The sequence below is a fragment of the Bacillus canaveralius genome, from assembly GCF_002860125.1.
In the GTDB taxonomy this organism is placed as follows: domain Bacteria; phylum Bacillota; class Bacilli; order Bacillales; family Cytobacillaceae; genus Bacillus_BJ; species Bacillus_BJ canaveralius.
In genome coordinates this window covers 1-26,467 of the sequence record NZ_PGVA01000082.1, presented here as the reverse complement: position 1 = coordinate 26,467, position 26,467 = coordinate 1, and the positions used below count along the sequence as shown (strand labels likewise).

The window sequence follows — 26,467 nt, the reverse complement described above, 5'->3', positions numbered from 1 at the left end:
TAACCCTAATTTATTTCTTATTAATCCCCGGCTTATCATTGTAACCAGCTGTGAAAATTGCCGCGAGGAATGCCACAACTACACCTAAAACTATAATTGTACCCATTTATGTAAGCCTCCCTTTTTTACATAATTCTTCTTGAAGAATCCATATAACTTTATTATATCTCAAGTCTTCACCACTGTGAATGAAAAGTGTGGATAAAATTTTTTCAAAAAAAGGACAAGGATAACTGCGATGGGTTTGAGCATGTTCACTTGTCCAAGCGCATAAGGTATATTAATCGTCTCTGAATATGTGACAGGGGGAGGTCCATATGGATATTTTAAAAAAGATCGAAATATTTCGTGAAGAGGAAGAGAAATTGAAATGGGAAGGAACATTTGGAGAATACCTGCAATTAATTAAAGAGAAGCCACTGGTTGCCCAGTCTGCCCATTCACGGGTTTTTAATATGATAAAGGATGCCGGTATCGAGGAGGTCAGGGGGCATAAACGTTATAAGTTCTTCTGCAATCAGCTATTCGGACTTGAAGAAGCTTTGGAAAGGCTTGTTGAGGAATATTTTCATCCGGCAGCTAAACGGCTTGATGTCAGAAAGAGAATTCTGTTGTTGATGGGTCCTGTCAGCGGAGGGAAATCGACACTCGTGACGATTCTAAAACGTGGTTTAGAAGCCTATTCACATACAGATAGAGGCTCTATTTTTGCGATCAAAGGCTGCCCGATGCACGAAGATCCGCTCCATTTAATTCCGCATCATCTTCGCAATGATTTTTTCGAAGAGTACGGGATAAGAATAGAAGGAAACTTATCACCTTTAAATATGATGCGACTTGAAAAAGAGTATGGCGGAAGAATCGAGGATGTATTGGTGGAGCGAATTTTCTTTTCGGAGGATAAGCGGGTTGGGATTGGGACATTCAGCCCTTCTGATCCGAAGTCACAGGATATTGCTGACTTGACCGGCAGCATCGATTTTTCGACAATTGCCGAGTACGGCTCGGAATCAGACCCGCGTGCTTATCGCTTTGACGGGGAGCTAAACAAGGCGAACCGGGGCATGATGGAATTCCAGGAGATGCTCAAATGCGATGAAAAATTTCTCTGGCATTTACTTTCGCTCACACAGGAAGGCAACTTTAAAGCAGGACGATTTGCGTTAATTTCGGCTGATGAACTAATCGTGGCACATACAAATGAAACGGAATACCGCTCGTTTATTTCCAATAAAAAGAATGAGGCACTACACTCGCGGATTATCGTGATGCCGATTCCTTACAATTTGAAGGTGACAGAGGAAGAAAAAATTTATGAGAAAATGATTCGTGAAAGTGATGTTGCAGATGTTCACATCGCTCCGCATACGTTAAAGGTTGCTGCGATGTTTACGATATTAACCCGCTTAAAGGAGCCGAAAAAGGGCGATATTGATTTAGTGAAAAAGATGCGCCTTTATGATGGAGAAAATGTTGAGGGCTATAATTCGGCCGATGTCGAGGAGCTGAAAAAGGAGTACCAGGATGAAGGGATGAGCGGGATTGATCCCCGTTATGTGATTAACCGGATTTCGTCGACGATTATCCGGAAAGAGGTGCCATCGATCAATGCTCTTGATGTGCTCCGCTCGCTTAAAGAAGGGCTAGACCAGCATCCGTCGATTACGGCTGAGTTGCGGGAACGTTACCTGAATTATATTTCCCTGGCGCGCAAAGAATACGATGAGATTGCGAAGAAGGAAGTTCAAAAGGCGTTTGTTTACTCTTATGAGGAATCAGCGAAAACGTTAATGGATAACTATCTCGATAACGTCGAAGCTTATTGCAATAAATCAAAATTAAGAGATCCATTAACCGGGGAAGAGATTAGCCCGGATGAAAAATTAATGCGTTCAATCGAAGAGCAAATTGGCATATCTGAAAATGCCAAAAAGGCGTTTAGAGAGGAAATTCTGATTCGGATTTCAGCATATGCAAGAAAAGGAAAACGATTCGATTACAACTCCCACGACCGTCTGCGTGAGGCGATCCAGAAAAAGCTTTTCGCAGATTTAAAGGATGTTGTCAAAATTACGACTTCTACGAAAACGCCGGATGAGCAACAGCTCAAGAAGGTAAACGAAGTCGTTGCACGCCTAATTGACGAGCATGGCTATAATTCCTCTTCTGCAAATGAACTGTTGAGGTATGTGGGCAGCCTTTTAAACCGGTAAATCAGTGTCTACATGCTCCAATTTGATTCTTCCTGTGAGGTTTATTTTTCGGCTAATTGGGTAAATATTTAGCAGAGGTGATCCAGGTGGAAAAAAATGGAATGGATAAAGATATTACACCTATGAATGGCTCAATGGCCCCAAATATGGAAGAAATGAAAAACCTCGGTAAGCAGATGGAGAATCTTCGCACGAACCAGGAATTGAAGCAGGACGATAAGATGCCGGATCCGATTCAATACGATACGAATAAATAGACATGTGAAATAAGAGAGTGAAACCCTGTTCTAAATTAATTGACAGGGTTTTTTTCTTTACGAACAAGCCTCTTTTTAGAGGAATGGTTTGATAACACTAAGAATTGAAAAAAAACGGGCGAAACAAGGTTGTCCATTTTAATAGCGCGGGAACCCATTGTCAAAATTATTTGTAAATTATTTGGCCTTTCTGCATAGGATAGAGTAATCAACGTTTCTATTTGTAAAGCAACACTCTATTGTATGTTTTACCATGTAATATGTGCTTGGATTAGGAAAAAAATAGGAGGGGTGAAAAATGACCGATTCAAATAAGCATCAGTTTGTAATTTCCAAAGAAGATTGGTCCCTCCACCGCAAAGGCCACGATGATCAACAGCGGCATCAGGAAAAGGTGCAGGATGCAATTCGAAATAACCTGCCTGACCTGATTACAGAAGAAAGCATCATTATGTCTAACGGTCGCGAAGTAGTTAAAATTCCTATCCGTTCCCTCGATGAATATAAAATCCGTTATAACTATGATAAGAATAAGCATGTAGGCCAGGGGGCCGGCGACAGCCAGATCGGTGATGTAGTGGCCAGAGATGGATCACAGGGTCAGAAGGGACCAGGCAAAGGCCAGGGGGCAGGAGACCAGCCGGGCGAAGATTATTTTGAAGCAGAAGTAACGATGATGGAGCTGGAAGCAGCATTATTCAAGCAATTAGAGCTCCCGAACTTAAAAAGAAAAGAGCAAGACGAGCATTTGGTTGAGAACATTGAATTTAATGACATTCGCAAAACTGGATTGATGGGTAACATCGATAAAAAGCGGACAATGATGACGGCGTTCAAACGCAATGCTATGAAAGGCAAGCCCGCTTTCCATCCGATCTACAAGGAAGACTTAAAATTTAAAACATGGAATGAAGTGATTAAACCGGAATCAAAGGCGGTCGTAATCGCGATGATGGACACGAGCGGCTCGATGGGGATCTGGGAAAAGTATATGGCACGGAGCTTCTTCTTCTGGATGACCCGATTTTTAAGAACAAAATATGAAACCGTCGATATTGAATTTATCGCCCATCATACGGAAGCAAAAGTCGTCTCTGAAGAAGACTTTTTTTCAAAAGGAGAAAGCGGCGGCACGATCTGCTCATCCGCCTACCGGAAAGCATTGGAGATTATCGAAGTCAAATACAACCCGCGCCGCTTTAATATTTATCCATTCCACTTCTCCGACGGTGATAACTTAACCTCGGACAATGCGAGATGCGTCAAGCTTGTTGAAGAATTAATGAATGTCTCCAATATGTTTGGTTACGGAGAAGTCAATCAATACAATCGCCACTCAACCCTCATGTCCGCGTATAAAAACATCAAAAATGAAAAATACCGCTATTACATCCTCAAGCAAAAAGCCGACGTGTTCCATGCGATGAAGAGTTTTTTCAAAAATGAAGATAGTAAGATGTACGCATAAAAGGAGGGGAGAACCCTCTTTTTTTTGTTTATCATAGTGCCTCCGTTTAAGCTAGGCTATATGATACATTACAAATATTTATGAAACCTGTAACCTTCTATCACATTCAGCGGGGAAATGCGCTTCTATAAAGAAACACATTTTCAATAAGGTTTTCAATCCTTCAGTTCATAACTCAAGTTTACACCACGATATGAAGATAAAGTGTATTGAACTTGGTATATAAACCGTTCTGTATCTGTGCTATGGATCAATGGATGATAATTTAAATCCCATCCATAAAGGTAGGAATCTTCTTTTTGGGGTTCCATAGTGAGCTCATCTAGTTCCTGCTGTGACGATATTTCGAAAATCGCAATGCCTCCTAAAGGCTTACTTGCAAAATGCTCGTGGTAAATAATTTTTCCTAATCGTTGATTTTTAATCCAATGATTTAATGCGTAATTTGCCTGTTTTGCATTGAGATGATTTGCAGCAATTCCATAAACTAAATAACATCTTTTGCTCTTAAACTTCATATTTCATCACACTCCTCTAAAGCTATTATGCAATGAGAAATGGTATAATGTTTTACATATAATGCTCACTCAAGAAGCAATTTTTGATATAGGGGAGATAGGGATGGGTTTCTTTCTTAAACTGTCAAATATTAAATTTTTGCAGTTTAGTGGGGCAAATTGGCATGACATTCCACATTCACATGAGGATGTCTATCAGATTTCTATTCCGATGAGTGGAAAGCTCATTGCTAATTTAAACAATCATGAATATATATTGAAAAATGGAGAATCAATCATCGCTAATCCTTTATCCATTCACGGGCATCAGTTTTCCAAAGAAACCAGTTCAATGTTTATTATTGGGCTTAACAAGGCTCAATTTAACGAGTGGATACGCGACAATTATGGGACTTGCGATGAAGTTGAACTTAATGAACAACAAATTATTATTCCAAATGAATTACGAAGGAATTTGAAGCAGTGGGTTAATAATCTTTTACTCGAGCAACGCACGAATCTGTTGGAATCAGAAGTCGAACAAAATGCCTTTCATTATTTTTCAAACATATTAAAGGGCAGCCATAATTCCACCGTTAACCGTTTAGTCTCCGCAGATATATATTTAAATCATGTTTTAGAATACATCCATTCCCATTACAATGAGAATATAAGAATAGAAACGCTTGCAGAGTTGGCTCATCAAAGCAAATTTCATTTCATCCGATCTTTTAAAAAGCAGATAAGCTACACCCCATATCAATATGTATTATCTTTGCGGATAGAACAGGGGAAAGAAATGCTGCGAAATTCTAATAAAACAATTACAGAGATCAGTTATGAGCTAGGATTCAGCAGTCCAAGCCAGTTCCATCGGAATTTTGTTATTTGGGTTGGCTGCACCCCAAAGCAATTTAGAGATTAGCAAAAACTTGTAGCTTTATAAATATGAACCACGTGTTCTATTTCGCATTCTTTTCAAAAGAAACAAAGATATTAGTGATGATTTTAGAAATGACTGCAACGATTGCATAACCAAGGAACAGGTGAAAATAGTTTGCACCCCTGTTTAATTCAAACAGATCCAATGATACTAATAACGGCTTAAAGACAAAGGCTAATACAGCACAGAGGGCAAGAATGTATAAGTAATAATTTTTCTTATGTTTGAGAGTCCATTGATACACGAGCATGTAGGCTACCGGTACTAAAGCTACATCTAGAGCAAAGCCTGTCGGCAGGATTGGAAAAACTTTATACGGGTAAAACCAATAGGCTCTCTCACCTCCAATGATATCAATATAGGTGAACCAAACATGTACATTAAAACCATAGAATCCAATGAGGAGCGCCTTTCTTTTGTCGATAAAAAAATAGAGCACAATTAAAGGGATGAGAAGAAAGCTAAGATTGGTCCAAAATTGCCATGTCCCAAAATTAGAATATGTATTCCAGTACTCAATCCATTTATTTGATAATTCGAGCTGCGTATTTTCAAGATCTTCAATAAAAGACTTTTGGTTAGCAGTCATGTTGTTCTACTTCCTGTTAAAATCTAGTTTATCATTCCAAAAGTCTATTTGTTTTATACATTTACAGGCATACATGCGGCGTTAAATTCGTTTACGGTGCCGTGAAACGAAAGGGTTGTCTGTTTCCCAAAACCTCCATGGATAATCTCTTGCCTCACCAGAATTATCAATGCCTATTCTTTTCCCTTGTGATATTCCGGCAGGCTGGATACCGGTGCAAATATACAAAGGTGGTTCACAAACTGAGCGTCCGTAATCTGCCATTGAAATACCCATCGCTTTTGTCAGCTTGCCGGGCCCGTTTGTCAGGTTTTTTAAATCGGTTATGCCCCGTCTTTTTTTCATTAATTCAATGCCGCTAAAAGGCTCAATGGCTCGAATCAAAACGGCTTCAGGCTTATCTTTTGGCCCGCTGACAATGTTGACCAGACAATGGGTATGCATGACATATGTATAAATATGCCCAGGCTCTGCAAACATAATTTCGGTTCTCGCTGTTCTGCGGTTGTTATAACTATGGGCCGCCTGATCTTCCGGCCCGGTGTATGCTTCGGTCTCAATAATAAAGCCGGAGGTAACTCCTTCGTCTGTCTCCTTTACGAGCAGGCAGCCTAACAACGACTTGGCAAGATCAAGGGTTGGTTGTTTAAAAAAATCTATCGTTAAAGGCACTGCTTTTAGGCTGGACTCGTTCGTTAATTCCCCATTAAGAATCTTCTTCATATACAAACCTCCTCGTCTCATGAGCATTCTGCATCCAACCTCTATACTCGATAAAGAGTGACATGTACCATGATTTTTTGTTACATTTTTAATATACCTATGAAATATGTATGGAGAGTGGAGTAAGTGAATAAACGAATCGGCTTTATTGGCTGTGGAAAAATGGCTCAGGCAATGATTCAAGGAATCCTTAATTCCCAATTGCTGCCTGCTGAAAATATTTATGCTAGTTCAGCTTCAGAAGAAACGATCACTTTAGTGAGAGAAAAATTTGGAATCTTTACATGTTTGGATAATCGGCAAATTGCACGTGCTGCGGATGTGCTTATTCTTGCAGTGAAACCGGATGTGCATAAGAGTGTGATCAAGCAAATTAAGGATTCTGTTAGTGAACATACGATTATTATAACCATAGCGGCTGGAATCACATTGCAGTATATCGAAGAATCGTTTGGTGAACATGTTAAAGCGATCAGGACCATGCCCAATACTCCATCTTTAGTGGGAGAAGGAATGACCGCAATTGCAGCAAATAGAAACGTCCTTGATGAAGAATTGAGGGATATGCTGTCGATTTTTGCAAGCTTTGGCCGGATTGAACTGATTGAAGAGAAATTAATGAATGCGATCCCGGCGATTAGCGGTTCTTCGCCTGCATATGTCTACATGTTGATTGAAGCGCTGGCTGATGGGGGAGTTATGCAAGGGATCCCAAGGAAACAGGCCTATCAATTTGCAGCCCAGGCTGTAATGGGAGCGGCTAAAATGGTGTTGGAAACAGGGATGCATCCTGGTGTGCTCAAGGATGACGTATGTACTCCCGGCGGTGCGACGATCCAGGCAATTGCCACTCTTGAAAAAGAACGATTTCGTTCAGCAGTAATTTCCGCGATGGAAAGCTGTACAAAAAGGACAGAAGAGTTAGCGCAGAAATAAGTATTGTACTAGTTCGGATACTTACATAATCGTGATAAACCATTATAATATCATGTATGAGTATTAAAGAATTGCTTTATGAAATTCACTCATAAAAAAGTGTTTAATTAGCTTGCTGCACATTTGGGAAACGAGGCATGATGCCCGTTAAGGAGAATTATGAATATGTGGAAAAAATGGGTATTTGCTTCAGTTATTATTATCGGTATTTTTTTTCTTATTCCGTACAGTCTTCCGATTATCTTTGCCTTTTTAACCGCCTGTTTGTTAGAGGGTTCTGTTAGCTGGCTGGTGAAAAAATGGAATTTCTCCCGGCTTCAAGCGGTAATATCTGTCTTCACAGGTTATGTACTGGCTATGTCGGTGCTGGGTTATTATTTAATTTTACTCATTGTCCAGCAAACGATCACCCTTTCAGAAAAGACGCCGACTTTTGTAAAAGATCTTTATACGACAGCGATCCGCCCTCTGATCAGAAGATGGGAATTTTATTCCAAGGATTTGCCGGTAGATGTAATGAAGTCAATAGAAGTGGCAATTGAAAACACTATTACCTCGATCGACGTTTTTTTACAGGGACTTATGCAAAACATCGTTAACCTGGTAACGGCTGTTCCCGGCTTTCTAATTGAATTCTTAATCTATTTAATTGCTCTGTTTTTAATCAGCCTTGAGCTTCCCCGCTTAAAAGCAAGTCTGGAGGCGCACTTAAAGGAGCAAACAAAGCGGAAGGTTTATTTAGTAGCGAACCAGTTAAATAAGGCAGGGATCGGCTTTTTAAAAGCCCAGGTTATTTTAAGCATACTGACGTTTATCATGGCATTCGTAGGCTTATCGATTCTGGGAGCTCCGTATACAGCACTGCTCTCATTGTTGATCGTGATTGTTGATATTTTGCCGATTCTGGGAACAGGATCGGTTCTTGTTCCATGGGCAGTGTTCGCAATCCTGCAAAACAATACTTTCCTTGGAATCGGATTGATCATTTTGTTTATTGTCATAACGGTTGTCAGGAGAATCATTGAACCTAAGGTTTATTCGACGAGCCTTGGTATATCTCCTCTCGCCGCTCTTGTAAGTTTATATATCGGCTTCAAACTGATCGGACTTTTAGGGATTATTATAGGCCCTGCGATCGTGATCATCTATGATACATTGAAAAAAGCCAATATTATTAAAGTGAACTTTAAAGTATGATCCATGCAGGGCATATTGTTGACGCTATCGTTGTTTAAAGAATATAGCTGTGAACACAGAAGCATCCTGGATACCAATTTCAGGTGCTTCTGTTTATTTATAAATCAATGAATTTTATAAAGCAATTTTTTTAAGTGAAAAACGAGACAGTTACTTAAAGTTAAGATAGTATTATTCGTTTCTATGGATACTGCTGTATATGTAGACAATTTCATTTGTTTTTCGGTTTAGCTTATTACATTGTGAAATTGACTCAATCAATGAATTTCATAAAGCAATTCTTTAAGTGAAAAACGAACAGTTACTTAAAGTTAAGATAGTATTATTCGTTTCCTACGGCATACTCCTTTATATGTAGACAACTTTATTCGTTTTTCGGTTTAGGCTTATTACATCGTGAAATTCACGCAAGTCATTGTCCAAATGAAATAAATTCATAAATTCATAATATACATAGGTAATGATCCATTTTCTATCCTCACGATTACATGGAGGTGAGGTTTTTGTGTTAATTCCGACTTGACTGATTGGAATAAATTGTTTTATATTAAACCAGTATTAATAACTTAATAGGGAGGTAGTATTTAAATGAATACTGCTTTTGTAGTGATCAATGTTGCTATTATGCTTATCATTATTGTTGGGTTGTACTACATGCAGAAAAAACATGTTTCGTTTTCTAAACGGGTCTTTGCTGCGTTAGGCTTAGGAATTGTTTTTGGCTTTGCATTGCAGTTTATTTATGGGCCGGCTTCTGAAGTTGTAACAGCAACAGCAGACTGGTTCAATTTAGTTGGAAATGGTTATGTGAAGTTTCTGCAAATGATTGTAATGCCACTTGTGTTTATTTCGATTTTGGCTGCATTTACGAAGCTTAAACTTACGAACAATATCGGCAAAATCAGTACATTGATTCTCGGCATTCTCATCGGAACGACTGCTGTTGCTGCAACGGTTGGTATTGTGACTGCGATTGGCTTTGATTTAGAAGCCGTTCAAATTGAACAGGGTGACGCGGAAACCGCCCGGGCTGAACAGCTTGAGCAAACCTACGGGGAAATTGCTGACAAAACCTTGCCACAGCAAATACTTGAATTATTACCTGGAAATCCGTTTTTGGATTTCACGGGTGCACGTCCAACATCGACAATCTCTGTTGTGATTTTTGCAGCATTCCTTGGTATTGCTTACCTGGGTGTCAGGCGTAAAACCCCGGAGCATGCTGAATTGTTTGCAAAAATTGTTGATTCGGTTTATGCAATCGTCATGCGTGTCGTCACGTTAATACTGCGCTTAACACCATACGGCGTTCTTGCGATCATGACTAGAACCGTAGCAACAAGTGACGTTGCTGCAATTGTCAATCTCGGAAAATTCGTCGGCGCTTCTTACGTTGCACTAATCGTGATGTTCATTATCCACCTGCTCTTACTGATTATTGCAGGACTGAATCCAGTTACGTATGTGAAAAAGGCATTCCCTGTATTGACATTCGCATTTACGTCCAGGACAAGTGCCGGTGCGTTGCCGCTTAACATTAAGACGCAAAAATCATTGGGTGTTCCAGAAGCCATTGCCAATTTCTCCGGATCATTTGGCTTAACGATTGGCTAGAACGGCTGTGCCGGAATTTATCCTGCCATGCTTGCAATCATGATTGCGCCAACAGTTGGAATCAATCCGCTTAGCCCGTCATTCATTATTTCGGTCATTGCCATTGTGGCGATTAGCTCTTTCGGTGTTGCAGGTGTCGGGGGAGGAGCAACATTTGCTGCACTTCTTGTTCTTTCAGCATTGAACTTGCCAATCGGTTTAGCAGGACTTTTGATATCCGTAGAGCCGCTTATTGACATGGGCCGAACAGCTGTGAATGTTAGCGGTGCAATGACTTCAGGTGTGTTGACAAGCCGGATTACCGGGGAAATTGACACAACTGCGTACAATGACATAAATGAAAGAATTGAAGCTGAAGCTTAGCAGCTTCTCGGCAGGTGCCTGGCACCTGCCGTTTCTTTTTGGCAAGCAAATTGCCTGTTAAAAAAGGATTTTCATATCGGTGCAACGAAATCTAAAATGATAATAGAAAGGCTAATATTTGCCCTCTCCGCTATTTTTCGTTAAAGTGCGATTGAAGGAAAAAAACCAGAAAAGGTGATTGCAATGGATACAGTTAAACTGGCAGAAGATCTTTCTTTTTCAAGAATTGTCCATGGTTTATGGAGACTGGCAGAGTGGAATTTGAGCAAGGAGGAAACTTTAAAGCTTGCAGAGCAATGCCTGGAGCTCGGAATTACTACATTTGATCATGCAGATATTTATGGGAATTATTCATGTGAGCGCCTGTTCGGGGAGGCACTGGCATTGAAGCCTTCGCTTAGAGATTCCATGCAGCTTGTCACCAAGTGTGGTATCAAGCTGCGATCTTCAAAGCGGCCGGAGCATACGATTAAACACTACGATACTGGCAAGGAACATATTATTGCAAGCGTTCATCAGTCTATGGAAAATCTGCAAACAGACTACATTGATGTCTTATTAATTCATCGTCCTGATCCGTTTATGGATCCGCATGAAACGGCCGAAGCATTTTATCAATTAAAGCAGCAAGGGAAAGTACGTCATTTTGGAGTTTCTAATTTTACACCCGCTCAATTTAATATGTTGAGCAGCTATTTAGATTTTCCGCTCGTTACGAATCAGGTTGAAATCTCGGCTGTTCATCTAGATACATTTGCGGACGGCACGATTGAGCATTGTCTTGAACATAGGATTGCCCCGATGGCATGGTCACCGCTTGCTGGCGGGAGAATATTTTCAGCCGAAGATGACCGGGCTCTTAGAGTGCGTCAAGCATTACAGGAAGTTGGAGAGGAATTGGGGGAAGATTCGCTGGATAAGCTTTTGTACGCATGGCTGATCAACCATCCTGCGCGAATCATCCCACTCGCCGGTTCGGGAAAAATAGACAGAATCCGACAAGCTGCAGAAGCTGTAGAAATTAAGCTGACCAGGCAGCAATGGTTTAAAATCTACACAGCTTCTCTTGGCAAAGACGTTGCGTGAACTAGCAGGACCGGAAAATTCCGGTCCTTTAATATTAAGGATGGACCGTCTTTTTTGTCCAGCTCCAGCGCCTAGCCCCTCGAGTCGCTTCGGTCCTGCCAATGAAGTCAAAGAACGACTTCACTGTCAGGCCCTCCAGCGCTTATCGGGGCTGATCAAGGCGCTTGCGCTTTTCTTAATCACCGTTAAGGATGTCATGATTCCAACAAAAATAATCGTTATAAACGAATAGACAAATTTTTCTGCCCCGACAATCGGTAAGCCGCAGGTGATGACAATTCCGTCAATTAAGAAGATCAATACCCCGACGTTTAATGAAGTTGTTCTTGATAATAGTTGTGCGAGCAGGTCAGTGCCGCCTGTGCTTGTCTCATGCCGAAGCATCAGGCCGATCCCGCTTCCTACCAAAACCCCACCGATGATCGAGCTGGAAAGAATACCAAGAGAAAATGATGTATGAACAGCAGATAAAACATCAATAAACAAGGATGAGATGACGAGTCCGTGAAGACTGTGATAAAAATAGCTCCGTTCATATATCCAGGCTAAAATATATAGGGGAATACTTAAAATAATCATACTCAGGCCGGTTGGCCATCCGTAAAAATAATGGATAATCAGGCCAATCCCGATAATCCCGCCATCAAGCAAATGGTGCGGTATAAGAAAACCATTGATTCCCAAACCCAATAAAAAGCTTCCAAGCAAAACTGCCAATATTTTTTCCCGCAAATGCCATCACCCTAACTTGTCCTTCTTATAAAAAATATGAAGTGTCACTGGATTTAGAAGTGATGATATAAAAAAAGCTTGCCCTATAAAGAGCAAGCTACATTCATTAATGCGGCAAAAATGCAAGCTGATAAAAGAACAGCAGTGCGAAAATATAGACAAGTGGATGAACCTCACGCCATTTACCTTTTACAACCTTCAACAGCGGATAAGCGATAAAGCCAAGGGCTATTCCTGTCGCAATGCTCGAGGTGAGCGGCATGCTCAGGATGATTAAAAAAGCAGGAAATGCTTCATCAATTTCTCCCCAGTTGATGTGAGAAATGCTTCCGATCATTAAGCTTCCAACTATAATGAGAGCGGGAGCGGTAATGGCTGAAAGCCCGGAAACCGCGCTGACTAACGGCCCAAAGAAAGCTGCCGCAACAAACAATCCGGCAACTGTTAACGATGTTAAACCTGTTCGCCCTCCGGCAGCCACTCCGGATGATGACTCAATATAAGCGGATGTCGGACTTGTTCCAAAGATTGCCCCAACCGTTGTGGCAATCGAGTCAGACAGGAGCGCTTCCCGTGCTCGCGGCATCGTTTTACCCGTCATGAGGCCGGCCTGCTGGGCAACGCCGATCATCGTTCCCGTTGTATCAAAGATCGTGACAAGCAAAAATGAGAACACAACAGCATACAGGCTGTGCTGGATGACCTCGCCAATCGCTTCGAATGGATTGAGAACGATTAGTCCTTCCGGAAGTGACGGCAGCGAGACAAAACCCTGCTCAAAGGAGAGCTGCCCGGTAAAATAGGCTATCAGTCCTGTGACAATCATCCCGAAGAACAATGCGCCATTTACTTGCAAGGCCATTAACACTAATGTGATCGCAAGTCCTGTCAAAGCCAACAGCGCAGAAGGAGAATGCAGATCACCGAGGCCGACCAGATTCGTTGGATGATCGGTAATGATTCCGGTTAATCGCAAGCCGATAAACGCAATAAAAAGCCCGATACCGGCGGTGATTCCATGCTTTAAGTTTTCGGGAATCGCTTCGATCAGTTTTTTACGGAACGGTGTAAGTGATAGAATGATAAAGATAACACCAGCTAAAAATACGGCTGCAAAAGCGGTTTGATAATCAATATTGCCATGTGTTCCTACTACTGAATAGGCAAAATAGGCGTTCAAGCCCATACCGGGCGCAATCGCAATCGGATAGTTCGCAAACAATCCCATCCAAACAGTTCCGACTACCGTAGCGATGATGGTTGCCGTGAAAACCTGGTCAAACGGTACTCCAGCATCAGCTAAAATAACCGGGTTGACAATCACAATATAAACCATCGTTAAGAACGTAGTGATCCCGGCCACGATTTCAGTTCTGGGATTTGTGTTATGCTCTTTAAGTTTAAACATAATTAGACCTCCGGAAAATACGAACGATTTTAAAACTCAAGTATTATATTATTCGTTTTTAAGGTGGAATTCAAGACTCTATTTCAGTTTTGGTGAAAACAGCAGATTATAAACGTGCAAAATTACCGAAAAAGGTTGATTTCAGCGGCGAAGAGCCTATAATCGAATGTAAATTGATGTTATGGAGGTTGCATATGTTCCACATACTTCAAGCTTTATCAACGGAACAGCAAGCAGAGGTGTTAACGCGCAGGCTCATTCAGCTATTAAGCTATAACGGCACAATCGGGGAAACGGAAAAAGCGGACTTTTTAAAGGAAATAATCTGCTCCTTTCCTTATTTTAAGGAGAACGAATCGTTTGTATGGGAGCAGCCGATTTCAAACGATCCATTGGGGAGAAAAAATATTTTTGCATTGGTGCGTGGGCAGTCAGAGTGTTCGAAAACTGTGCTATACCATGCACATGTTGATACAGTAGGAATTGAGGATTATGGAGCCCTGCACGATATCGCTCACGATCCTGACGTTCTCGAAGAATTTTTCAAAAGCTATCCGGCAGATGCAGAGGTACAGGCGGATGCCGGTTCCGGAAATTGGATGTTTGGCCGTGGTGCCCTTGATATGCAAAGCGGAATTGCCGTCCATCTTGTCAATCTGCTGCATTTTTCGGAACAGCGCGATCAACTCCCCGGCAATTTGCTTGTCTTGTTTAACCCTGATGAAGAAAGCCAGCATGTCGGGATTCGAGCTGCGTTAACTGAGTTAACTAGATTAGAAACAGAGCAAAACCTTGATTTTATCGCAGCCATCAACAATGATTTCATATCGCCGCTTCATAGTGGCGATCAGACAAGGTACATATACACAGGAGCAGCAGGGAAATTATTGCCGTGCTTCTCCATTTTCGGGAGGGAAGCGCATGTAGGCGATAGTTTATCGGCTATTGATCCGACTCTGATTGCGGCCGAATTAAATCTGGCGATCAATGCAAATCTTGATCTGACCGAATATTTTCAAAATGAATTGACGCTGCCGCCCAGCTGCTTGTATTTAAAGGATGATAAACAGATATATGACGTCCAAACCGCGGTCAGCTGCGGCATTTATTTCAATCATTTTATTTATGAAAAATCACCTAAGGAGATCCTCACCCAGCTAGTCGATGTGGTGGGAAACAGGTGTGAAACCCTTGAAAAAAAATTAGCACAAACCTACACAGAACATCGGAAGCGCAACGGGCTTCCCGAGCGCGAAATCTCTTGGGATATTGAGGTTATTACTTTTGGGGAGTATGTCGAAAAGCTCGAGGAAATGAATTTACACCCGTTAAAAGCGGTCGAAGCTGCACTGGAGCACTTTTCCGAAAAGGATTTAGATGAACGAATGCTTGCTTTTAAAATCGTGGAAGCCCTCCATCAATTGGATCCCGAAAAAAAGCCACGCGTCATCCTCTTTTTCGCTCCTCCATTTATTCCGGCAAACCGCTTACCGGTTGAAAGCAATAAAGGGCAGTCCTTATTGACAACAATCGAAGCTGTGCTTGATGAAGTTCATCAAGAAACGAAAGAAACTTTTGAACTAAGAAAATATTTTCCTTATTTAGCAGACGGAAGTTTTCTTTCTTTTAACGGGACGGAAGAGGATATCAGCTCGATTGAAAACAATTTCCCGGCGATGCATAAGCTCTTTGCCTTGCCGCTTGGAGATATGAAGGCATTAAACATTCCGTCCATTAATTTAGGTGTATACGGAAAAAGCGGGCATAAGTGGACAGAACGAGTTTATAAGCCTTACACGTTTAAAATTTTGCCGCACTTGATTAGAAAGATGACGAAACGGCTTCTTGAATAGAAGGTATGAAACATGTTGCAGAAGTCCAAAAATAAGAGCAGTAAATTAACTGTAAGTATTGAAAATGGATAAAGGGACAAGGTGAAATGATGATAAAAGCAATTATTTTTGATTTTGATGGAACGATTATTGATACGGAATCATTGTGGTACCGGGTTTTTAAAGAAGTGCTCGAAGCAGATTACGGCGTTACGCTGCCGCTTGAGCAGTTTGCCAAAGTTATTGGCACGACGGACGAGCTTCTTTACGAATATATTAACAGCCAATCGGCAAACCCAGTGGAGCGTGAGGAACTAACGGCGAAGGTCAGTGAAAAGTTCACCAGCTACGAGGATGTTCTTTTATTGCGGGACGGCGTCCATGAGGTAATGGAAGAGGCCAGGGACCTCGGCTTGAAGCTTGCGATTGCTTCGAGCTCACACCGGGAATGGGTAGAAGAATTTTTGGAAAGATTCCAGCTTCACGGCTATTTTGAAACGATTAAAACGAAGGAAGATGTGTTAAGGGTTAAACCAGACCCTGCTTTGTATTTGGAGGCGATCAAGGAATTAGATGTTAAAGCAGAAGAAGCCCTGGCGGTAGAGGATTCTGTAAACGGCTCTTTAGCCGCGGTGACAGCGGGCCTGCACTGCGTAGTGATACCAAATGATGTTACAAGCTTTATGGCCTTCCATGAGCAGACGATTCGTTATGATGCCTTTTCAATGTTTAAAATCCGCGAATTTTTACAGCAAATGAGTTAATGGGAAAAGCCGGCGCAATCCGGCTTTTTGTTTTTGACTGCTAACATTTTCATGTTTAACCGGCTCCATAGACGGGCAAAAACTTAAGTGTTGGCAAATATTTGGCCAGCGATAGAAAGGAGATTAAATCAATTGCAAAAATTTCAATTAAGCTATTATTTCGAAGGTGATTTATCCGTTGCAAGAGTGATCGAAGCAGAGGATCAGGCAGAAGCGATCCAGCAATTAAAGGATAACACAGGATTAATCGAATTTACTGATTCTGAAGATACCTATCATTTTTTTGATACCAAAGATGTTAAATTATTTTCGGTCAAAAAAATTCTTTAAGAAATGTAAAGGCGTCATTCTATACCAGACTTGAAAGCTTTGTTTTTTTCACTAGAATGAATCAACAACGTTTTAGCCAGACGATCAGCGGGGAATAGGAAAATAACTACGGCATGGACCGTTAACGATAAATTGGGCAGCTGGTTGCATGCAGTTGCTCTTTTTTTTTTGCAAATTATGCTAAAGTAGAGATGGAGAAAACTGACCTAAAACGAGGGGGATTTTTCATGTTAACAAGTATGCATGACACAGTGAGTTTGAATAATGGCTTGAAAATGCCGATTTTTGGACTAGGTGTTTATAAAGTGGAGGAAGGAAATCAAACTTTCGATACGGTGAAAACAGCTCTTGAATTAGGCTACCGGCTCATTGATACGGCAGCTTTTTATGAAAATGAAGCGGGTGTGGGCCAGGCCATAAAAGAGAGTGGAATCCCGAGACAGGACATTTTTGTAACGACCAAGGTTTGGAACGATCAACAAGGCTATGATTCAACGTTGAAAGCTTTTGAGAACAGCCTCGAAAAACTTGGACTTGAGTATGTGAACCTCTACTTGATCCACTGGCCAGTTAAGGGAAAATATTTGGAAACATGGCGGGCGTTAGAAAAAATTTACCGGGAAGGAAAAGCAAAAGCAATTGGCGTCAGTAACTTCAATATCGATCACTTGAGAGACATCCTTGAAAACGGCACAGAAGTCCCTGCTGTCAACCAGATCGAATTGCATCCTCTCTTATCTCAGCAAGAGCTTCGCGCTTTTTGCCAGGAGAAAAACATAAAAGTGGAGGCATGGTCACCAATTGCAAGAGGAAGAGTACTGGAAGAGCCAGTATTGAACCAAATAGCTGAAAAGCATGGCAAATCACCTGCCCAGGTCATTCTCAGATGGCATTTGCAAAACGGCGTGATCGTCATCCCTAAATCAGTGAACCCGGCTCGATTACAGGAAAACGCTGATATTTTTGACTTTGAATTGAGCAATGAAGACATAGAAAAGATAAACTCACTAAACAAAAATGAACGATTTGGCGCCGACCCAGATAATTTTGATTTTTAAATGAGTCAATTTCACAATGTAACAAGCTAAACCGAAAAACGAATGAAGTTGTCTAAATTAAGAAGAGTATGCCGTAGGAAACGAATAATACTGTGTTGATTATAAATAACAGTTCGTTTTTCAGTTAAAGAATTGCTTTATGAAATTCATTCAAATAATACATAAAACCGATCATCAGGAAATTTTTTCTGCCCGCGATCGGTTTTTTATTTTTGAGCAAAATGCAGTTTTAGAAATTTTAATACAGGGATTTGTTGGAAGAGGAAACGTTTTATAACAAAACAGAAATATTAAAGAAAGGACTGATTTTTTAAAATTACATTGGAAAATTCTTCGAATGAGATTATCCCAGTTGTTATCCGGCCTGTTTTGATCAATATCGTCTTGGTTGTCATCAGCTAAATTTTCCTTACAGAGGTTTTAGCTTTTAAATTAGGTGGTAATGTAGGTGTAACAAGCAGTAATCACAAATTGAAAGGGAGGGCTTAGATGAGTGGAAGATCTAAACACTTTTTTACCGCTTTTATAATGAGTTTACTGCTTGTAAGCTGCAGCGAGAGTACGAAAAATGATATTCAGGATGCATCAGATGAACTGGAACAAAGCACGGAAGAGGCTGCCGAGGAAGGCGGGGCGGCTACAAAGGAGTTTGCTGAACACGCAGAGCAGGAAGCTTTGGCGGTGATGGAGACGATGAAGCAAGCTTTTGAGCTTGCAGAAGGTGAAGTGGAGGAAAATGTTCTCCAACCGGGCGATCGCGCTACAGCACAGGAACATCTTTATGTAGCAGTAACTCCAGAAGCGTATGATCAGCTGTATCAGCTTATTGAAAAAGCCGATTCTGAGCAAGTTGAAAAACTTCTTAAAGAAAATAAGCTGATTTATGTAAGTAAAGACGAGAAACTGGAAATCCTAGAAAGAGAAGCTATTAGAGTCAAGGTTGTAACAGAGTCAGGGGAAGAAGGATTTGCTCCTTCCACAATGCTTGACCCTGTTAAATAACTTATAAAAATATTTTAGACAAGGAGTGTTATTATGTTAGAATTTTTATGGGCACTAATTATTGGTGGTTTAATTGGTTGGATAGCAGGTATGATCGTCGGAAGAGACGTTCCTGGCGGAGTGATTGGTAATATTATCGCCGGATTCATCGGTGCATGGCTCGGTTCTGCCATCTTCGGTGATTGGGGACCAAGAATGGCTGATTTCGCGATTATCCCAGCACTAATTGGAGCAGTGATTTTGGTTTTCTTATTAAGCCTCGTCATGAAGAGCTTAAGAAAAAGCCGCGACTAGTTAACAATCTTTTCAAAAAGCTTCCCACTTGAGGGGAGCTTTTTGATTTTCTATAGTTCAAAAATATCGATACCTTTAAAAATCTGCGGTTCATCAATAAACGGCGCAAAACAAACGATTTCCTCAGCAGTAAATGGATGCGTAAAAGCAAGCTTTCCAGCATGAAGAGCTTGTCTTTGAAAAAAGGTATCGCCACCATAGAGCTGATCACCAGCAAGAGGATGTCCAATCGCACTGAAATGAACACGGATTTGATGGGTTCTTCCCGTTTCAAGCTGGCATTCAACAAGGGTCATGCGACGATCCTGTAAGATCTGACGGACTTTGAATTTTGTAACGGCTGGCTGTCCTGCAGGAGACACCCTTCTGCGCGAAGGGTGATGGCGGTCGCGGCCGATTGGCTTGTTGATGACTCCCTTTTTTTGTCGAATAATGCCCTCTGCCAGCGCAAGATAAGTTCTTTTGATTTTTCGTTCTTCGAGCATCCTGTCCAAAATAGAACCTGCCAGAGCGTGCTTTGCAAACAGAACAGCTCCGGTTGTATCCCGGTCAAGCCGGTGAATATGCTGGATTTTTCGAAATTCGCCTTTTGACTGTAAGTAGAAGGCAACTGCATTTGCAAGCGTGTCTTTCTCTTGTGCTGAATTTGGATGGGTATCCATTCCCGCCGGCTTGTTAATGACAAGCAGATGTTCATCCTCATAAAGCACTACAATATCAATAAAAGTGGGGGTAAATCCAAAATCTTCTTCCTGAAAAAGTTTAAACTGTAAGAAATCTCCTTTTGTCAAATGTAAATTCCAATTTGGGGATTCGCCGTTGATAAGAATGGTTTTCTCCATCCTCATTTGATGGATCAGCTTCTTGCCAGCTTTCCAATGCACCCGCATAAGCTCGTCTAATGTACGATCTTCCCATTCAGGAGGTATGGTCATTTTAAACCAATCTCCGCTGCTTGTCGTATGTAACATTTAAAGATTCTCCTTGAAAAATTAATTTTCGATTCAAAATAGGATTTTAGACGCATTAATTAATTTTATTCTTATTCCTTTTTTTACCTATATCATGGGTATAATTACCACCATAAGTGCCAGACATAGTATGTTATTCTAATCATATATTTTACGAAGTGATTACAAGGATGACAAAGGTGGGCTAGCAGTGAGGGTAGTTTTTGCATCGACTCTTGGACAGGAAGAAAAAATCAGGGAGCTTATTTCATACTTCTATTCAAGCGTATTTCCCCTTTATTTTTCTGATGAAGATATAAGAGATTTCGAGCGCTCAAAGATTTTACATACTACAGCAAGGCATTTTGAGTACTTTGGTACACTTAAAGAAGCTTACCGGGTCATCGTTTGCCTCCAGACATTAATCTCAATTCTGGAATTATCTGTTCAGGAAGAAAATCATCAAACTTTGTTCTGCAGAAATGCACGAATTTTAAATGAATTCAGCCTCTACTTTCCATTAACATACGGGCAGTTTTTCGAGGCAAAAAGTTTGAAGAACAATGTTTTTAGCATATATTCGAAAGCTGCCAATGAACTGTTAATTTAATATGCGAATGAAAACGCAAACGCCTGCTGAGCAGGCGTTTTTTTATATTATCGACCAAATCTTATTTTGTATTTTCATTAAACCAGGCTTCAAATTCAGGTTCTTCATGGAAACCGGTGATTCTGGCCGTTTCTTGCCCGCCCTTGTATTGGACGATTGTAGGAGTCTCAGTAATATTATAATCATTCCAGCCATCCTCAAATTCAAGCAGATTAAACTGGACCAAGTCGATGCCCATTTCTTCTGCTAACGGTGCAACAATCGGAGTCGTCCGTTTGCAATGGGAACATGTCGGACTGTAAAAGTAGACAGTCACATCTTCATTGTTTGCAAGCTTGTCCTCAAGCGCTTCAGGCAATATTAAATTCTGGTAGTTCGGATCATCAAGCTGACTGGCTGTCTCCGGATGCAGCGAGCTTTTTCCATACGGATTGTCTTCGACTTTCTCATTTTGCTGCATATAATTTAAAAACCAAATCGCTCCGAAAAGTGCAATTATAATCACTAAAAATACAACTACTTTTTTCACTTATGCTGCCTCCTGTTCTTCTTCCACATCAATAAGCTTAGTACAAAAATAATCGCAAACGCAGTTAATGCTAAAAATGGGATCGTAATGAATCCAAGCCAATTTATATACTGGCCGGTGCAAGGTATTCTGCCGCATGAGACAGCGCTGTCTGTCATAAACGGAATTTTTTGGATCGAATAGTGGTAGAGCGAAATAGAGGCGCCCACACCGGACATAACCATGGAATACAGAGCGATTTTATAATCCTTTTTCACAACCGCAACAGCTAAAATAATCGTGAGCGGGTACATAAGAATTCTTTGGTACCAGCAGAGAACGCATGGTTCATATTGTCGAATTTCTGAAAAATAAAGGCTCCCGAACATCGCGATGACCGAAGCGGCCCAGGAAATAAATAAATATGTATCACGGTAATCCTTTTTATTCTCCTCCATATGAATCTCCTCAAAAAGAATGTCATAAGAAATTATAAGTTTTCCTAAATTCATTGTAAAACAGAATGGCTTCAAATGGTGCGTGTAAATTTTACATTTTTGAAAAATACAGACTGATGATGGATATGAAGAGAAAATTTTAGTGGGGGAAGCAGACAGGATGGAACGATTCGCCAATTAAAAGACAGGCGCATGATATTTACAAAATCCAATATAAAAAATAAACTATAATGGAGAGGGAGTTCGGCTCGTCCGCAAGGGTTCGGCGTGAACTTTTCCTATTGTGGCCAATAAGAAAGAGAATTGTCATAATTAGGCGTTTGTTTTTTGCAGGATTCCCTACATAAACAGCGAAAAATTAAAGAGGCATATGAAGAGGAGGACCTTATGAACTGGAAACAAAAGGCAGCACAATGGCTTGATTTTGCCGGGATGGACAGCAGTTTAAGTGAACAATTAGACAATATGGATGAAAAAGATCTCGAGGATGCTTTTTATAAGGATCTGGAGTTTGGCACAGGCGGTATGCGCGGTGAACTTGGAGCCGGAACAAACCGCATGAACATTTATACAGTGAGAAAGGCTTCAGCCGGGCTTGCGGCCTACATAGAATCAAATGGACTCGAAGCGAAAAAACGCGGCGTAGCGATTGCCTATGATTCGCGGCATAAATCCTGGGAGTTCGCAATGGAGTCGGCTAAAACGCTGGCATCAAGAGGGATTCAGACGTATGTATTTAAGGAATTACGACCAACACCCGAGTTATCGTTTGCAGTCCGCTTTTTAAATGCGTTTTCCGGAATTGTGATAACGGCAAGCCATAATCCGCCGGAATATAACGGTTATAAGGTGTACGGTCCTGACGGCGGCCAGTTGCCCCCGGAAAGTGCGGATAATGTCATCGCCAAAGTAAACGAAATTGAGGATGAGCTGTTTATCGAGGTCGACAGCGAGGAAACATTGCTCGCAAGCGGCCTTATTAAAATGATCGGTGATGAGGTTGACCAGGCATATTTACAGAACTTGATCACCATATCAGAAAACCGGAACATCGCATTGGAAACTGATGTAAGCGTTGTATTCACACCGTTGCACGGTACGGCGAATAAACCCGTTCGTGCGGCCTTAAAGGCGTTGGATTATAAATTGGTTCATGTCGTAGCGGAACAAGAATTGCCTGATCCGGAATTTTCGACCGTCAAAAGTCCAAACCCGGAAGAGCACGCCGCTTTTGAACTGGCGATCAGGGACGGACGTAAAGTTGACGCTGATTTGCTGATTGCGACAGACCCAGATGCAGACCGCCTTGGAATCGCTGTGAAGGATGAACAGGGAGAATATATAGGTTTAACCGGCAACCAGACTGGTGCGCTGCTCCTTGACTATATTCTCTCGCAGAAACAAGCGAAGGGGACCCTTCCGGAAAACGGAGTGGTTCTGAAGACGATCGTTACGTCAGAGCTCGGCCGTAAGATTGCCGCTTCATTTGGCCTTGAAACGATCGATGTGCTGACAGGCTTTAAATTTATCGCAGAAAAAATTAACGAGTATGAAAAAAGCGGTGAATACAAATTTTTATTTGGTTATGAGGAAAGCTATGGATATTTAATCGGTGACTTCGCCCGCGACAAGGATGCGGTCCAGGCATCAATCATGGCAGCCGAGGTTTGTGCCTTCTACAAAAAGCAAGGAATGTCAGTTTATGAGGCGCTAAATGCTATTTATGAAAAATACGGATTTTATCAGGAAGGCCTGCGCTCTTTAACGTTAAAAGGTAAAGACGGTGCAGAAAAAATCAATCAAACTTTGGCCTCTTTCCGTGCAATTACACCTGAACGATTCGGTGATGTGAAGGTAGCTGCGGTCGAAGATTATTTGACAGGGGTTCGCAAAGAGGCAGGCTCCGAAGAAAAGATTAATTTGCCAAGCTCCAATGTCCTGAAGTACTTTCTTGAAGACGGTTCCTGGGTCTGCCTGCGCCCATCCGGAACAGAGCCAAAGATTAAATTTTATTTCGGCGTAAACGGCATCGGCCTCGCTGAAAGCAAAGAAAAGCTTGCTGTGCTCGAGAAAGAATTCATGAAGCTGGTTGAACGAATTATGGATTCTCTTTAATTTTTTGAAAAAATCCAGCCTAAATAATAATTAAACCATCGGGAATAATAACACGGCCGCAAAAACGGCCGTGTTATTTCATTGGTGGATATTTTCCTGTTATGAAAAGTTGTACATCGGTGTTTCGGTGACGTCTTTTTCGGCTGTCCCATTAGCATGGTCGATGTAACGTAGTAAAGTGTAAAGCGTACTTTCAATCACTGTATAATCCCGCTCGAAGTTGTAGGCATGCAGGAAGTGTTCAATTTTTTTTGATAAAAAATGATCGTTTGTGCGAACCATTAGTATTAACAAATTATCCCATTCTGATCGGTGTGTGTAGTACAACGCCCTGTCATAGTCGACTTTCTTCATTTCCAGTTCCTCCTCTTTTTCAGGAGTTGAAATTAGTTTGCGGAAAAGCAGGTTTTTATTTCGCTGTAAATGTTGGAGTGCTTGCTGTGCCTGCCTGACTTTATCTGGGATGAATAAAACTTTATACATATGCGGATACAGCAGATAAATACGCAGTACATAAAAATCCTCTACGCGTGAAATGATAAGAAAAAAAGTGGAGGTTGAAATGAAAAAGTCACTGTTAATTGCGATGTTTACATGTCTGCTATTTGCCTTTGGCCCGTTCCATACAGATGCACAGCAACAGCCCGATTATGAAAAATATGGGAGGATCGCCACTGCTGTTATAAAGGAAGATTATCCAGGTGCAGAGCTGAAGGATTACCAATATCTTGGCCGTAAAAGGATTTCAGCTACAGATGTCTCAGATTCGTTTCGTTTTCAAGTAACCGAACAAGGAAAGCCAAAAAATCTTGTAGTAAACGTCGCCCATAATCTTCAAAACAAAAAATTGTTGAATTTAAGTGTTGAAGAAGAAAGATCATTTTAGGGCCCGTAATATAAGGGGGCCCTATTTATATCCATGATTGACACAGTATTTTTCACGGATAAAATCTTGCTCTAAAACTTCTCATTCCGTTCGGTTCCTCATACATTGTGGTAAGACGGAAAGGGGGAGTCACCGATGAAAGCAGATGATCAAAAGGCACTCGAGTATGCGATTGATGAAATAACAGAAATTGCAAAAGGGTTTGGCCTTGATTTTTATCCGATGCGTTATGAAATTTGCCCTTCAGAGATTATATATACATTTGGCGCCTACGGAATGCCGACACGATTTTCCCACTGGAGCTTTGGGAAGCAATTTTATAAAATGAAGGTTCACTATGATCTTGGATTGTCAAAAATTTATGAGCTTGTCATCAATTCGAACCCGTGCTATGCATTTCTGCTCGATTCCAATTCGCTGATCCAGAATAAATTGATTGTCGCCCATGTTCTTGCCCACTGTGATTTTTTCAAAAATAATATGCGCTTTCAGAATACGAAACGGGATATGGTTGAAAGCATGGCTGCGACCGCAGAGCGGATTCGCCGCTACGAAATTGCACATGGCAAGCAGGAAGTGGAACAGTTTCTTGATGCGGTTCTTGCGATTGAAGAACATATTGACCCCTCACTAATGCGACCAAAGCTTTCCTGGATGAACGAAGATGAGGAAGAAGAGAAGCAATCCACATCTCCATACGATGATCTATGGCACCTTGATGGAAGAAACAAGCCGGCTCCTGAGAAAAAGAAGCAAAAAAAGAAAGTGCCGCCCCGGCCGGAAAAGGATTTGCTGTTGTTTATCGAATCTTACAGCCGCGAGCTTTCTGATTGGCAGCGCGATATTTTAACGATGATGCGTGAAGAAATGCTTTATTTCTGGCCGCAGCTTGAAACGAAAATCATGAACGAAGGCTGGGCTTCATACTGGCACCAGCGGATCCTGCGCGAAATGGATTTGACGAGCGGAGAATCGATCGAGTTTGCGAAGCTGAACGCCGGTGTTGTCCAGCCATCAAGAACGAACATCAATCCATATTACCTCGGTTTAAAAATTTTTGAGGATATCGAGGAGCGTTTCAACAGTCCGACAGACGAGATGATGGAACGTGGAGTAAGCCCGGGATCAGGCCGGGAAAAAATGTTTGAGGTCCGCGAGGTTGAATCGGATATTTCATTCCTGAGGAATTATTTAACGAAGGATCTCGTCATGAGAGAGGATATGTATTTGTTCCAAAAGCAAGGGAAGGATTACAAAATTGTTGATAAATCATGGGAGCAAGTACGCGACCAGCTAGTCAATATGCGGGTAAACGGCGGGTTTCCATATCTGACGATAAATGACGGCGATTACTTAAAAAATGGCGAACTTTACGTAAAACACTGGTTTGAAGGAATTGAACTTGACGTTAAATATCTCGAAAAAGTTCTTCCGTATGTTTATCAGCTGTGGGGGAGAAGCGTTCATCTTGAAACGGTCGTCGAAGGAAAATCGATGATATTTACTTACGACGGTAAAGCGATTCACCGGAAATATTTATGAAACAGGAGAGACCGCATAGCGGTCTTTTGTTTTGCGCGTGCCCAGCAAGCCGTTAATTGCTAGTTGGTGAAAGTCCAACCCGAGTAAGTGTC

Annotated in this window: 26 protein-coding genes and 1 pseudogene; 18 read left to right on the top strand and 9 right to left on the bottom strand. The window is 41.3% G+C overall.

Features of this window, described 5'->3' with window-relative positions:
• Positions 1-317 precede the first annotated feature (317 nt).
• From CU635_RS21890 to yhbH, 3 genes are all read left to right on the top strand, one after another.
• Positions 318-2,213, top strand: a complete 1,896-nt coding sequence (locus CU635_RS21890; RefSeq protein ID WP_101579499.1) for a PrkA family serine protein kinase — start codon at positions 318-320, stop codon at positions 2,211-2,213.
• Between the two features lie 101 nt (positions 2,214-2,314).
• Positions 2,315-2,470: a hypothetical protein gene (locus tag CU635_RS23570; RefSeq protein ID WP_180956464.1), complete on the top strand. Its 156-nt coding sequence runs from the start codon at positions 2,315-2,317 to the stop codon at positions 2,468-2,470.
• A gap of 298 nt (positions 2,471-2,768) precedes the next feature.
• Positions 2,769-3,938, top strand: coding sequence for a sporulation protein YhbH (gene yhbH, locus CU635_RS21885; RefSeq protein ID WP_101579498.1), 1,170 nt, complete (start codon positions 2,769-2,771; stop codon positions 3,936-3,938).
• Between the two features lie 155 nt (positions 3,939-4,093).
• On the opposite strand, the gene CU635_RS21880 is transcribed toward yhbH, so the two are convergent.
• The gene (locus tag CU635_RS21880; RefSeq protein ID WP_101579497.1) at positions 4,094-4,456 is read right to left on the bottom strand and encodes a hypothetical protein; all 363 of its coding nucleotides are present in this window, start codon (positions 4,454-4,456) and stop codon (positions 4,094-4,096) included.
• A 103-nt stretch (positions 4,457-4,559) separates the two neighbouring features.
• Here CU635_RS21880 and CU635_RS21875 point away from each other — a divergent pair, with 103 nt between their 5' ends.
• Positions 4,560-5,360 (top strand): AraC family transcriptional regulator, encoded by an 801-nt coding sequence (locus CU635_RS21875; RefSeq protein WP_180955741.1) that lies wholly within the window; start codon positions 4,560-4,562, stop codon positions 5,358-5,360.
• A 37-nt stretch (positions 5,361-5,397) separates the two neighbouring features.
• Here the strand turns inward: CU635_RS21875 and CU635_RS21870 are convergent, their stop codons facing one another.
• Positions 5,398-5,967 (bottom strand): CBO0543 family protein, encoded by a 570-nt coding sequence (locus tag CU635_RS21870; RefSeq protein ID WP_101579495.1) that lies wholly within the window; start codon positions 5,965-5,967, stop codon positions 5,398-5,400.
• An 81-nt stretch (positions 5,968-6,048) separates the two neighbouring features.
• Positions 6,049-6,690 carry a DNA-3-methyladenine glycosylase gene (locus tag CU635_RS21865; protein ID WP_101579494.1) on the bottom strand — a complete coding sequence of 214 codons (642 nt, stop codon included), beginning with the start codon at positions 6,688-6,690 and terminating at the stop codon, positions 6,049-6,051.
• 126 nt (positions 6,691-6,816) lie between these two features.
• Between CU635_RS21865 and proC the strand changes: the two genes are divergently transcribed.
• From proC to CU635_RS21845, 4 genes and pseudogenes are all read left to right on the top strand, one after another.
• A complete protein-coding gene (gene proC / locus CU635_RS21860; RefSeq protein ID WP_101579493.1) occupies positions 6,817-7,626 on the top strand; it encodes a pyrroline-5-carboxylate reductase in 810 nt (269 codons plus the stop codon).
• Positions 7,627-7,791: 165 nt separating this feature from the next.
• Complete coding sequence (gene ytvI / locus CU635_RS21855; RefSeq protein ID WP_101579492.1) at positions 7,792-8,823, top strand: sporulation integral membrane protein YtvI; 1,032 nt, start codon at positions 7,792-7,794, stop codon at positions 8,821-8,823.
• A 588-nt stretch (positions 8,824-9,411) separates the two neighbouring features.
• Positions 9,412-10,800: pseudogene (locus CU635_RS21850) on the top strand (L-cystine transporter).
• A 183-nt stretch (positions 10,801-10,983) separates the two neighbouring features.
• Positions 10,984-11,886 carry an aldo/keto reductase gene (locus CU635_RS21845; RefSeq protein ID WP_101579491.1) on the top strand — a complete coding sequence of 301 codons (903 nt, stop codon included), beginning with the start codon at positions 10,984-10,986 and terminating at the stop codon, positions 11,884-11,886.
• A gap of 126 nt (positions 11,887-12,012) precedes the next feature.
• On the opposite strand, the gene CU635_RS21840 is transcribed toward CU635_RS21845, so the two are convergent.
• Both CU635_RS21840 and CU635_RS21835 read right to left on the bottom strand, forming a co-directional pair.
• Positions 12,013-12,618 carry a YitT family protein gene (locus CU635_RS21840; protein WP_101579490.1) on the bottom strand — a complete coding sequence of 202 codons (606 nt, stop codon included), beginning with the start codon at positions 12,616-12,618 and terminating at the stop codon, positions 12,013-12,015.
• A 106-nt stretch (positions 12,619-12,724) separates the two neighbouring features.
• The gene (locus CU635_RS21835) at positions 12,725-14,026 is read right to left on the bottom strand and encodes an NCS2 family permease (RefSeq protein ID WP_101579489.1); all 1,302 of its coding nucleotides are present in this window, start codon (positions 14,024-14,026) and stop codon (positions 12,725-12,727) included.
• A 194-nt stretch (positions 14,027-14,220) separates the two neighbouring features.
• Between CU635_RS21835 and CU635_RS21830 the strand changes: the two genes are divergently transcribed.
• From CU635_RS21830 to CU635_RS21805, 6 genes are all read left to right on the top strand, one after another.
• The gene (locus CU635_RS21830; protein WP_101579509.1) at positions 14,221-15,879 is read left to right on the top strand and encodes a M20/M25/M40 family metallo-hydrolase; all 1,659 of its coding nucleotides are present in this window, start codon (positions 14,221-14,223) and stop codon (positions 15,877-15,879) included.
• Positions 15,880-15,968: 89 nt separating this feature from the next.
• The gene (locus tag CU635_RS21825; RefSeq protein WP_101579508.1) at positions 15,969-16,622 is read left to right on the top strand and encodes an HAD family hydrolase; all 654 of its coding nucleotides are present in this window, start codon (positions 15,969-15,971) and stop codon (positions 16,620-16,622) included.
• A 132-nt stretch (positions 16,623-16,754) separates the two neighbouring features.
• A complete protein-coding gene (locus tag CU635_RS21820; protein WP_101579488.1) occupies positions 16,755-16,952 on the top strand; it encodes a hypothetical protein in 198 nt (65 codons plus the stop codon).
• 227 nt (positions 16,953-17,179) lie between these two features.
• On the top strand, positions 17,180-18,010 hold the full coding sequence (locus CU635_RS21815; protein WP_101579487.1) for an aldo/keto reductase: 831 nt from the start codon (positions 17,180-17,182) through the stop codon (positions 18,008-18,010).
• 489 nt (positions 18,011-18,499) lie between these two features.
• Positions 18,500-19,012, top strand: a complete 513-nt coding sequence (locus CU635_RS21810; RefSeq protein WP_101579486.1) for an SH3 domain-containing protein — start codon at positions 18,500-18,502, stop codon at positions 19,010-19,012.
• A 33-nt stretch (positions 19,013-19,045) separates the two neighbouring features.
• Entirely contained in the window at positions 19,046-19,306 is a 261-nt protein-coding gene (locus CU635_RS21805) for a GlsB/YeaQ/YmgE family stress response membrane protein (RefSeq protein ID WP_101579485.1), read from the top strand.
• A gap of 50 nt (positions 19,307-19,356) precedes the next feature.
• On the opposite strand, the gene CU635_RS21800 is transcribed toward CU635_RS21805, so the two are convergent.
• A complete protein-coding gene (locus tag CU635_RS21800) occupies positions 19,357-20,277 on the bottom strand; it encodes an RluA family pseudouridine synthase (RefSeq protein ID WP_101579484.1) in 921 nt (306 codons plus the stop codon).
• A gap of 190 nt (positions 20,278-20,467) precedes the next feature.
• Here CU635_RS21800 and CU635_RS21795 point away from each other — a divergent pair, with 190 nt between their 5' ends.
• Positions 20,468-20,866, top strand: coding sequence for a YhcU family protein (locus tag CU635_RS21795; protein ID WP_101579483.1), 399 nt, complete (start codon positions 20,468-20,470; stop codon positions 20,864-20,866).
• 61 nt (positions 20,867-20,927) lie between these two features.
• Here the strand turns inward: CU635_RS21795 and CU635_RS21790 are convergent, their stop codons facing one another.
• Both CU635_RS21790 and CU635_RS21785 read right to left on the bottom strand, forming a co-directional pair.
• Positions 20,928-21,395 carry a thioredoxin family protein gene (locus CU635_RS21790; RefSeq protein ID WP_101579482.1) on the bottom strand — a complete coding sequence of 156 codons (468 nt, stop codon included), beginning with the start codon at positions 21,393-21,395 and terminating at the stop codon, positions 20,928-20,930.
• Positions 21,392-21,832 (bottom strand): disulfide oxidoreductase, encoded by a 441-nt coding sequence (locus CU635_RS21785; RefSeq protein ID WP_101579481.1) that lies wholly within the window; start codon positions 21,830-21,832, stop codon positions 21,392-21,394. The genes CU635_RS21790 and CU635_RS21785 overlap by 4 nt, the downstream gene beginning before the upstream one ends.
• A gap of 387 nt (positions 21,833-22,219) precedes the next feature.
• Here CU635_RS21785 and CU635_RS21780 point away from each other — a divergent pair, with 387 nt between their 5' ends.
• The gene (locus CU635_RS21780; protein ID WP_101579480.1) at positions 22,220-23,947 is read left to right on the top strand and encodes a phospho-sugar mutase; all 1,728 of its coding nucleotides are present in this window, start codon (positions 22,220-22,222) and stop codon (positions 23,945-23,947) included.
• A gap of 99 nt (positions 23,948-24,046) precedes the next feature.
• Here the strand turns inward: CU635_RS21780 and CU635_RS21775 are convergent, their stop codons facing one another.
• A complete protein-coding gene (locus tag CU635_RS21775) occupies positions 24,047-24,301 on the bottom strand; it encodes a YhdB family protein (RefSeq protein WP_101579507.1) in 255 nt (84 codons plus the stop codon).
• A gap of 208 nt (positions 24,302-24,509) precedes the next feature.
• Between CU635_RS21775 and CU635_RS21770 the strand changes: the two genes are divergently transcribed.
• Together CU635_RS21770 and CU635_RS21765 are read left to right on the top strand one after the other, a co-directional pair.
• On the top strand, positions 24,510-24,833 hold the full coding sequence (locus CU635_RS21770) for a DUF3889 domain-containing protein (RefSeq protein ID WP_101579479.1): 324 nt from the start codon (positions 24,510-24,512) through the stop codon (positions 24,831-24,833).
• 135 nt (positions 24,834-24,968) lie between these two features.
• Positions 24,969-26,375, top strand: a complete 1,407-nt coding sequence (locus CU635_RS21765; RefSeq protein WP_101579478.1) for a SpoVR family protein — start codon at positions 24,969-24,971, stop codon at positions 26,373-26,375.
• Positions 26,376-26,467: the final 92 nt, after the last annotated feature.

Excerpts from the sequence above, each read along its gene's own strand:
- CU635_RS21890 (WP_101579499.1), top strand. The coding sequence starts at position 318 with ATGGATATTTTAAAAAAGATCGAAATATTTCGTGAAGAGGAAGAGAAA.
- CU635_RS23570 (WP_180956464.1), top strand. The coding sequence starts at position 2,315 with ATGGATAAAGATATTACACCTATGAATGGCTCAATGGCCCCAAATATG.
- yhbH (WP_101579498.1), top strand. The coding sequence starts at position 2,769 with ATGACCGATTCAAATAAGCATCAGTTTGTAATTTCCAAAGAAGATTGG.
- CU635_RS21880 (WP_101579497.1), bottom strand. The coding sequence starts at position 4,456 with ATGAAGTTTAAGAGCAAAAGATGTTATTTAGTTTATGGAATTGCTGCA.
- CU635_RS21875 (WP_180955741.1), top strand. The coding sequence starts at position 4,560 with ATGGGTTTCTTTCTTAAACTGTCAAATATTAAATTTTTGCAGTTTAGT.
- CU635_RS21870 (WP_101579495.1), bottom strand. The coding sequence starts at position 5,967 with ATGACTGCTAACCAAAAGTCTTTTATTGAAGATCTTGAAAATACGCAG.
- CU635_RS21865 (WP_101579494.1), bottom strand. The coding sequence starts at position 6,690 with ATGAAGAAGATTCTTAATGGGGAATTAACGAACGAGTCCAGCCTAAAA.
- ytvI (WP_101579492.1), top strand. The coding sequence starts at position 7,792 with ATGTGGAAAAAATGGGTATTTGCTTCAGTTATTATTATCGGTATTTTT.
- CU635_RS21845 (WP_101579491.1), top strand. The coding sequence starts at position 10,984 with ATGGATACAGTTAAACTGGCAGAAGATCTTTCTTTTTCAAGAATTGTC.
- CU635_RS21835 (WP_101579489.1), bottom strand. The coding sequence starts at position 14,026 with ATGTTTAAACTTAAAGAGCATAACACAAATCCCAGAACTGAAATCGTG.
- CU635_RS21830 (WP_101579509.1), top strand. The coding sequence starts at position 14,221 with ATGTTCCACATACTTCAAGCTTTATCAACGGAACAGCAAGCAGAGGTG.
- CU635_RS21825 (WP_101579508.1), top strand. The coding sequence starts at position 15,969 with ATGATAAAAGCAATTATTTTTGATTTTGATGGAACGATTATTGATACG.
- CU635_RS21815 (WP_101579487.1), top strand. The coding sequence starts at position 17,180 with ATGTTAACAAGTATGCATGACACAGTGAGTTTGAATAATGGCTTGAAA.
- CU635_RS21810 (WP_101579486.1), top strand. The coding sequence starts at position 18,500 with ATGAGTGGAAGATCTAAACACTTTTTTACCGCTTTTATAATGAGTTTA.
- CU635_RS21805 (WP_101579485.1), top strand. The coding sequence starts at position 19,046 with ATGTTAGAATTTTTATGGGCACTAATTATTGGTGGTTTAATTGGTTGG.
- CU635_RS21800 (WP_101579484.1), bottom strand. The coding sequence starts at position 20,277 with ATGTTACATACGACAAGCAGCGGAGATTGGTTTAAAATGACCATACCT.
- CU635_RS21785 (WP_101579481.1), bottom strand. The coding sequence starts at position 21,832 with ATGGAGGAGAATAAAAAGGATTACCGTGATACATATTTATTTATTTCC.
- CU635_RS21780 (WP_101579480.1), top strand. The coding sequence starts at position 22,220 with ATGAACTGGAAACAAAAGGCAGCACAATGGCTTGATTTTGCCGGGATG.
- CU635_RS21775 (WP_101579507.1), bottom strand. The coding sequence starts at position 24,301 with ATGAAGAAAGTCGACTATGACAGGGCGTTGTACTACACACACCGATCA.
- CU635_RS21770 (WP_101579479.1), top strand. The coding sequence starts at position 24,510 with ATGAAAAAGTCACTGTTAATTGCGATGTTTACATGTCTGCTATTTGCC.
- CU635_RS21765 (WP_101579478.1), top strand. The coding sequence starts at position 24,969 with ATGAAAGCAGATGATCAAAAGGCACTCGAGTATGCGATTGATGAAATA.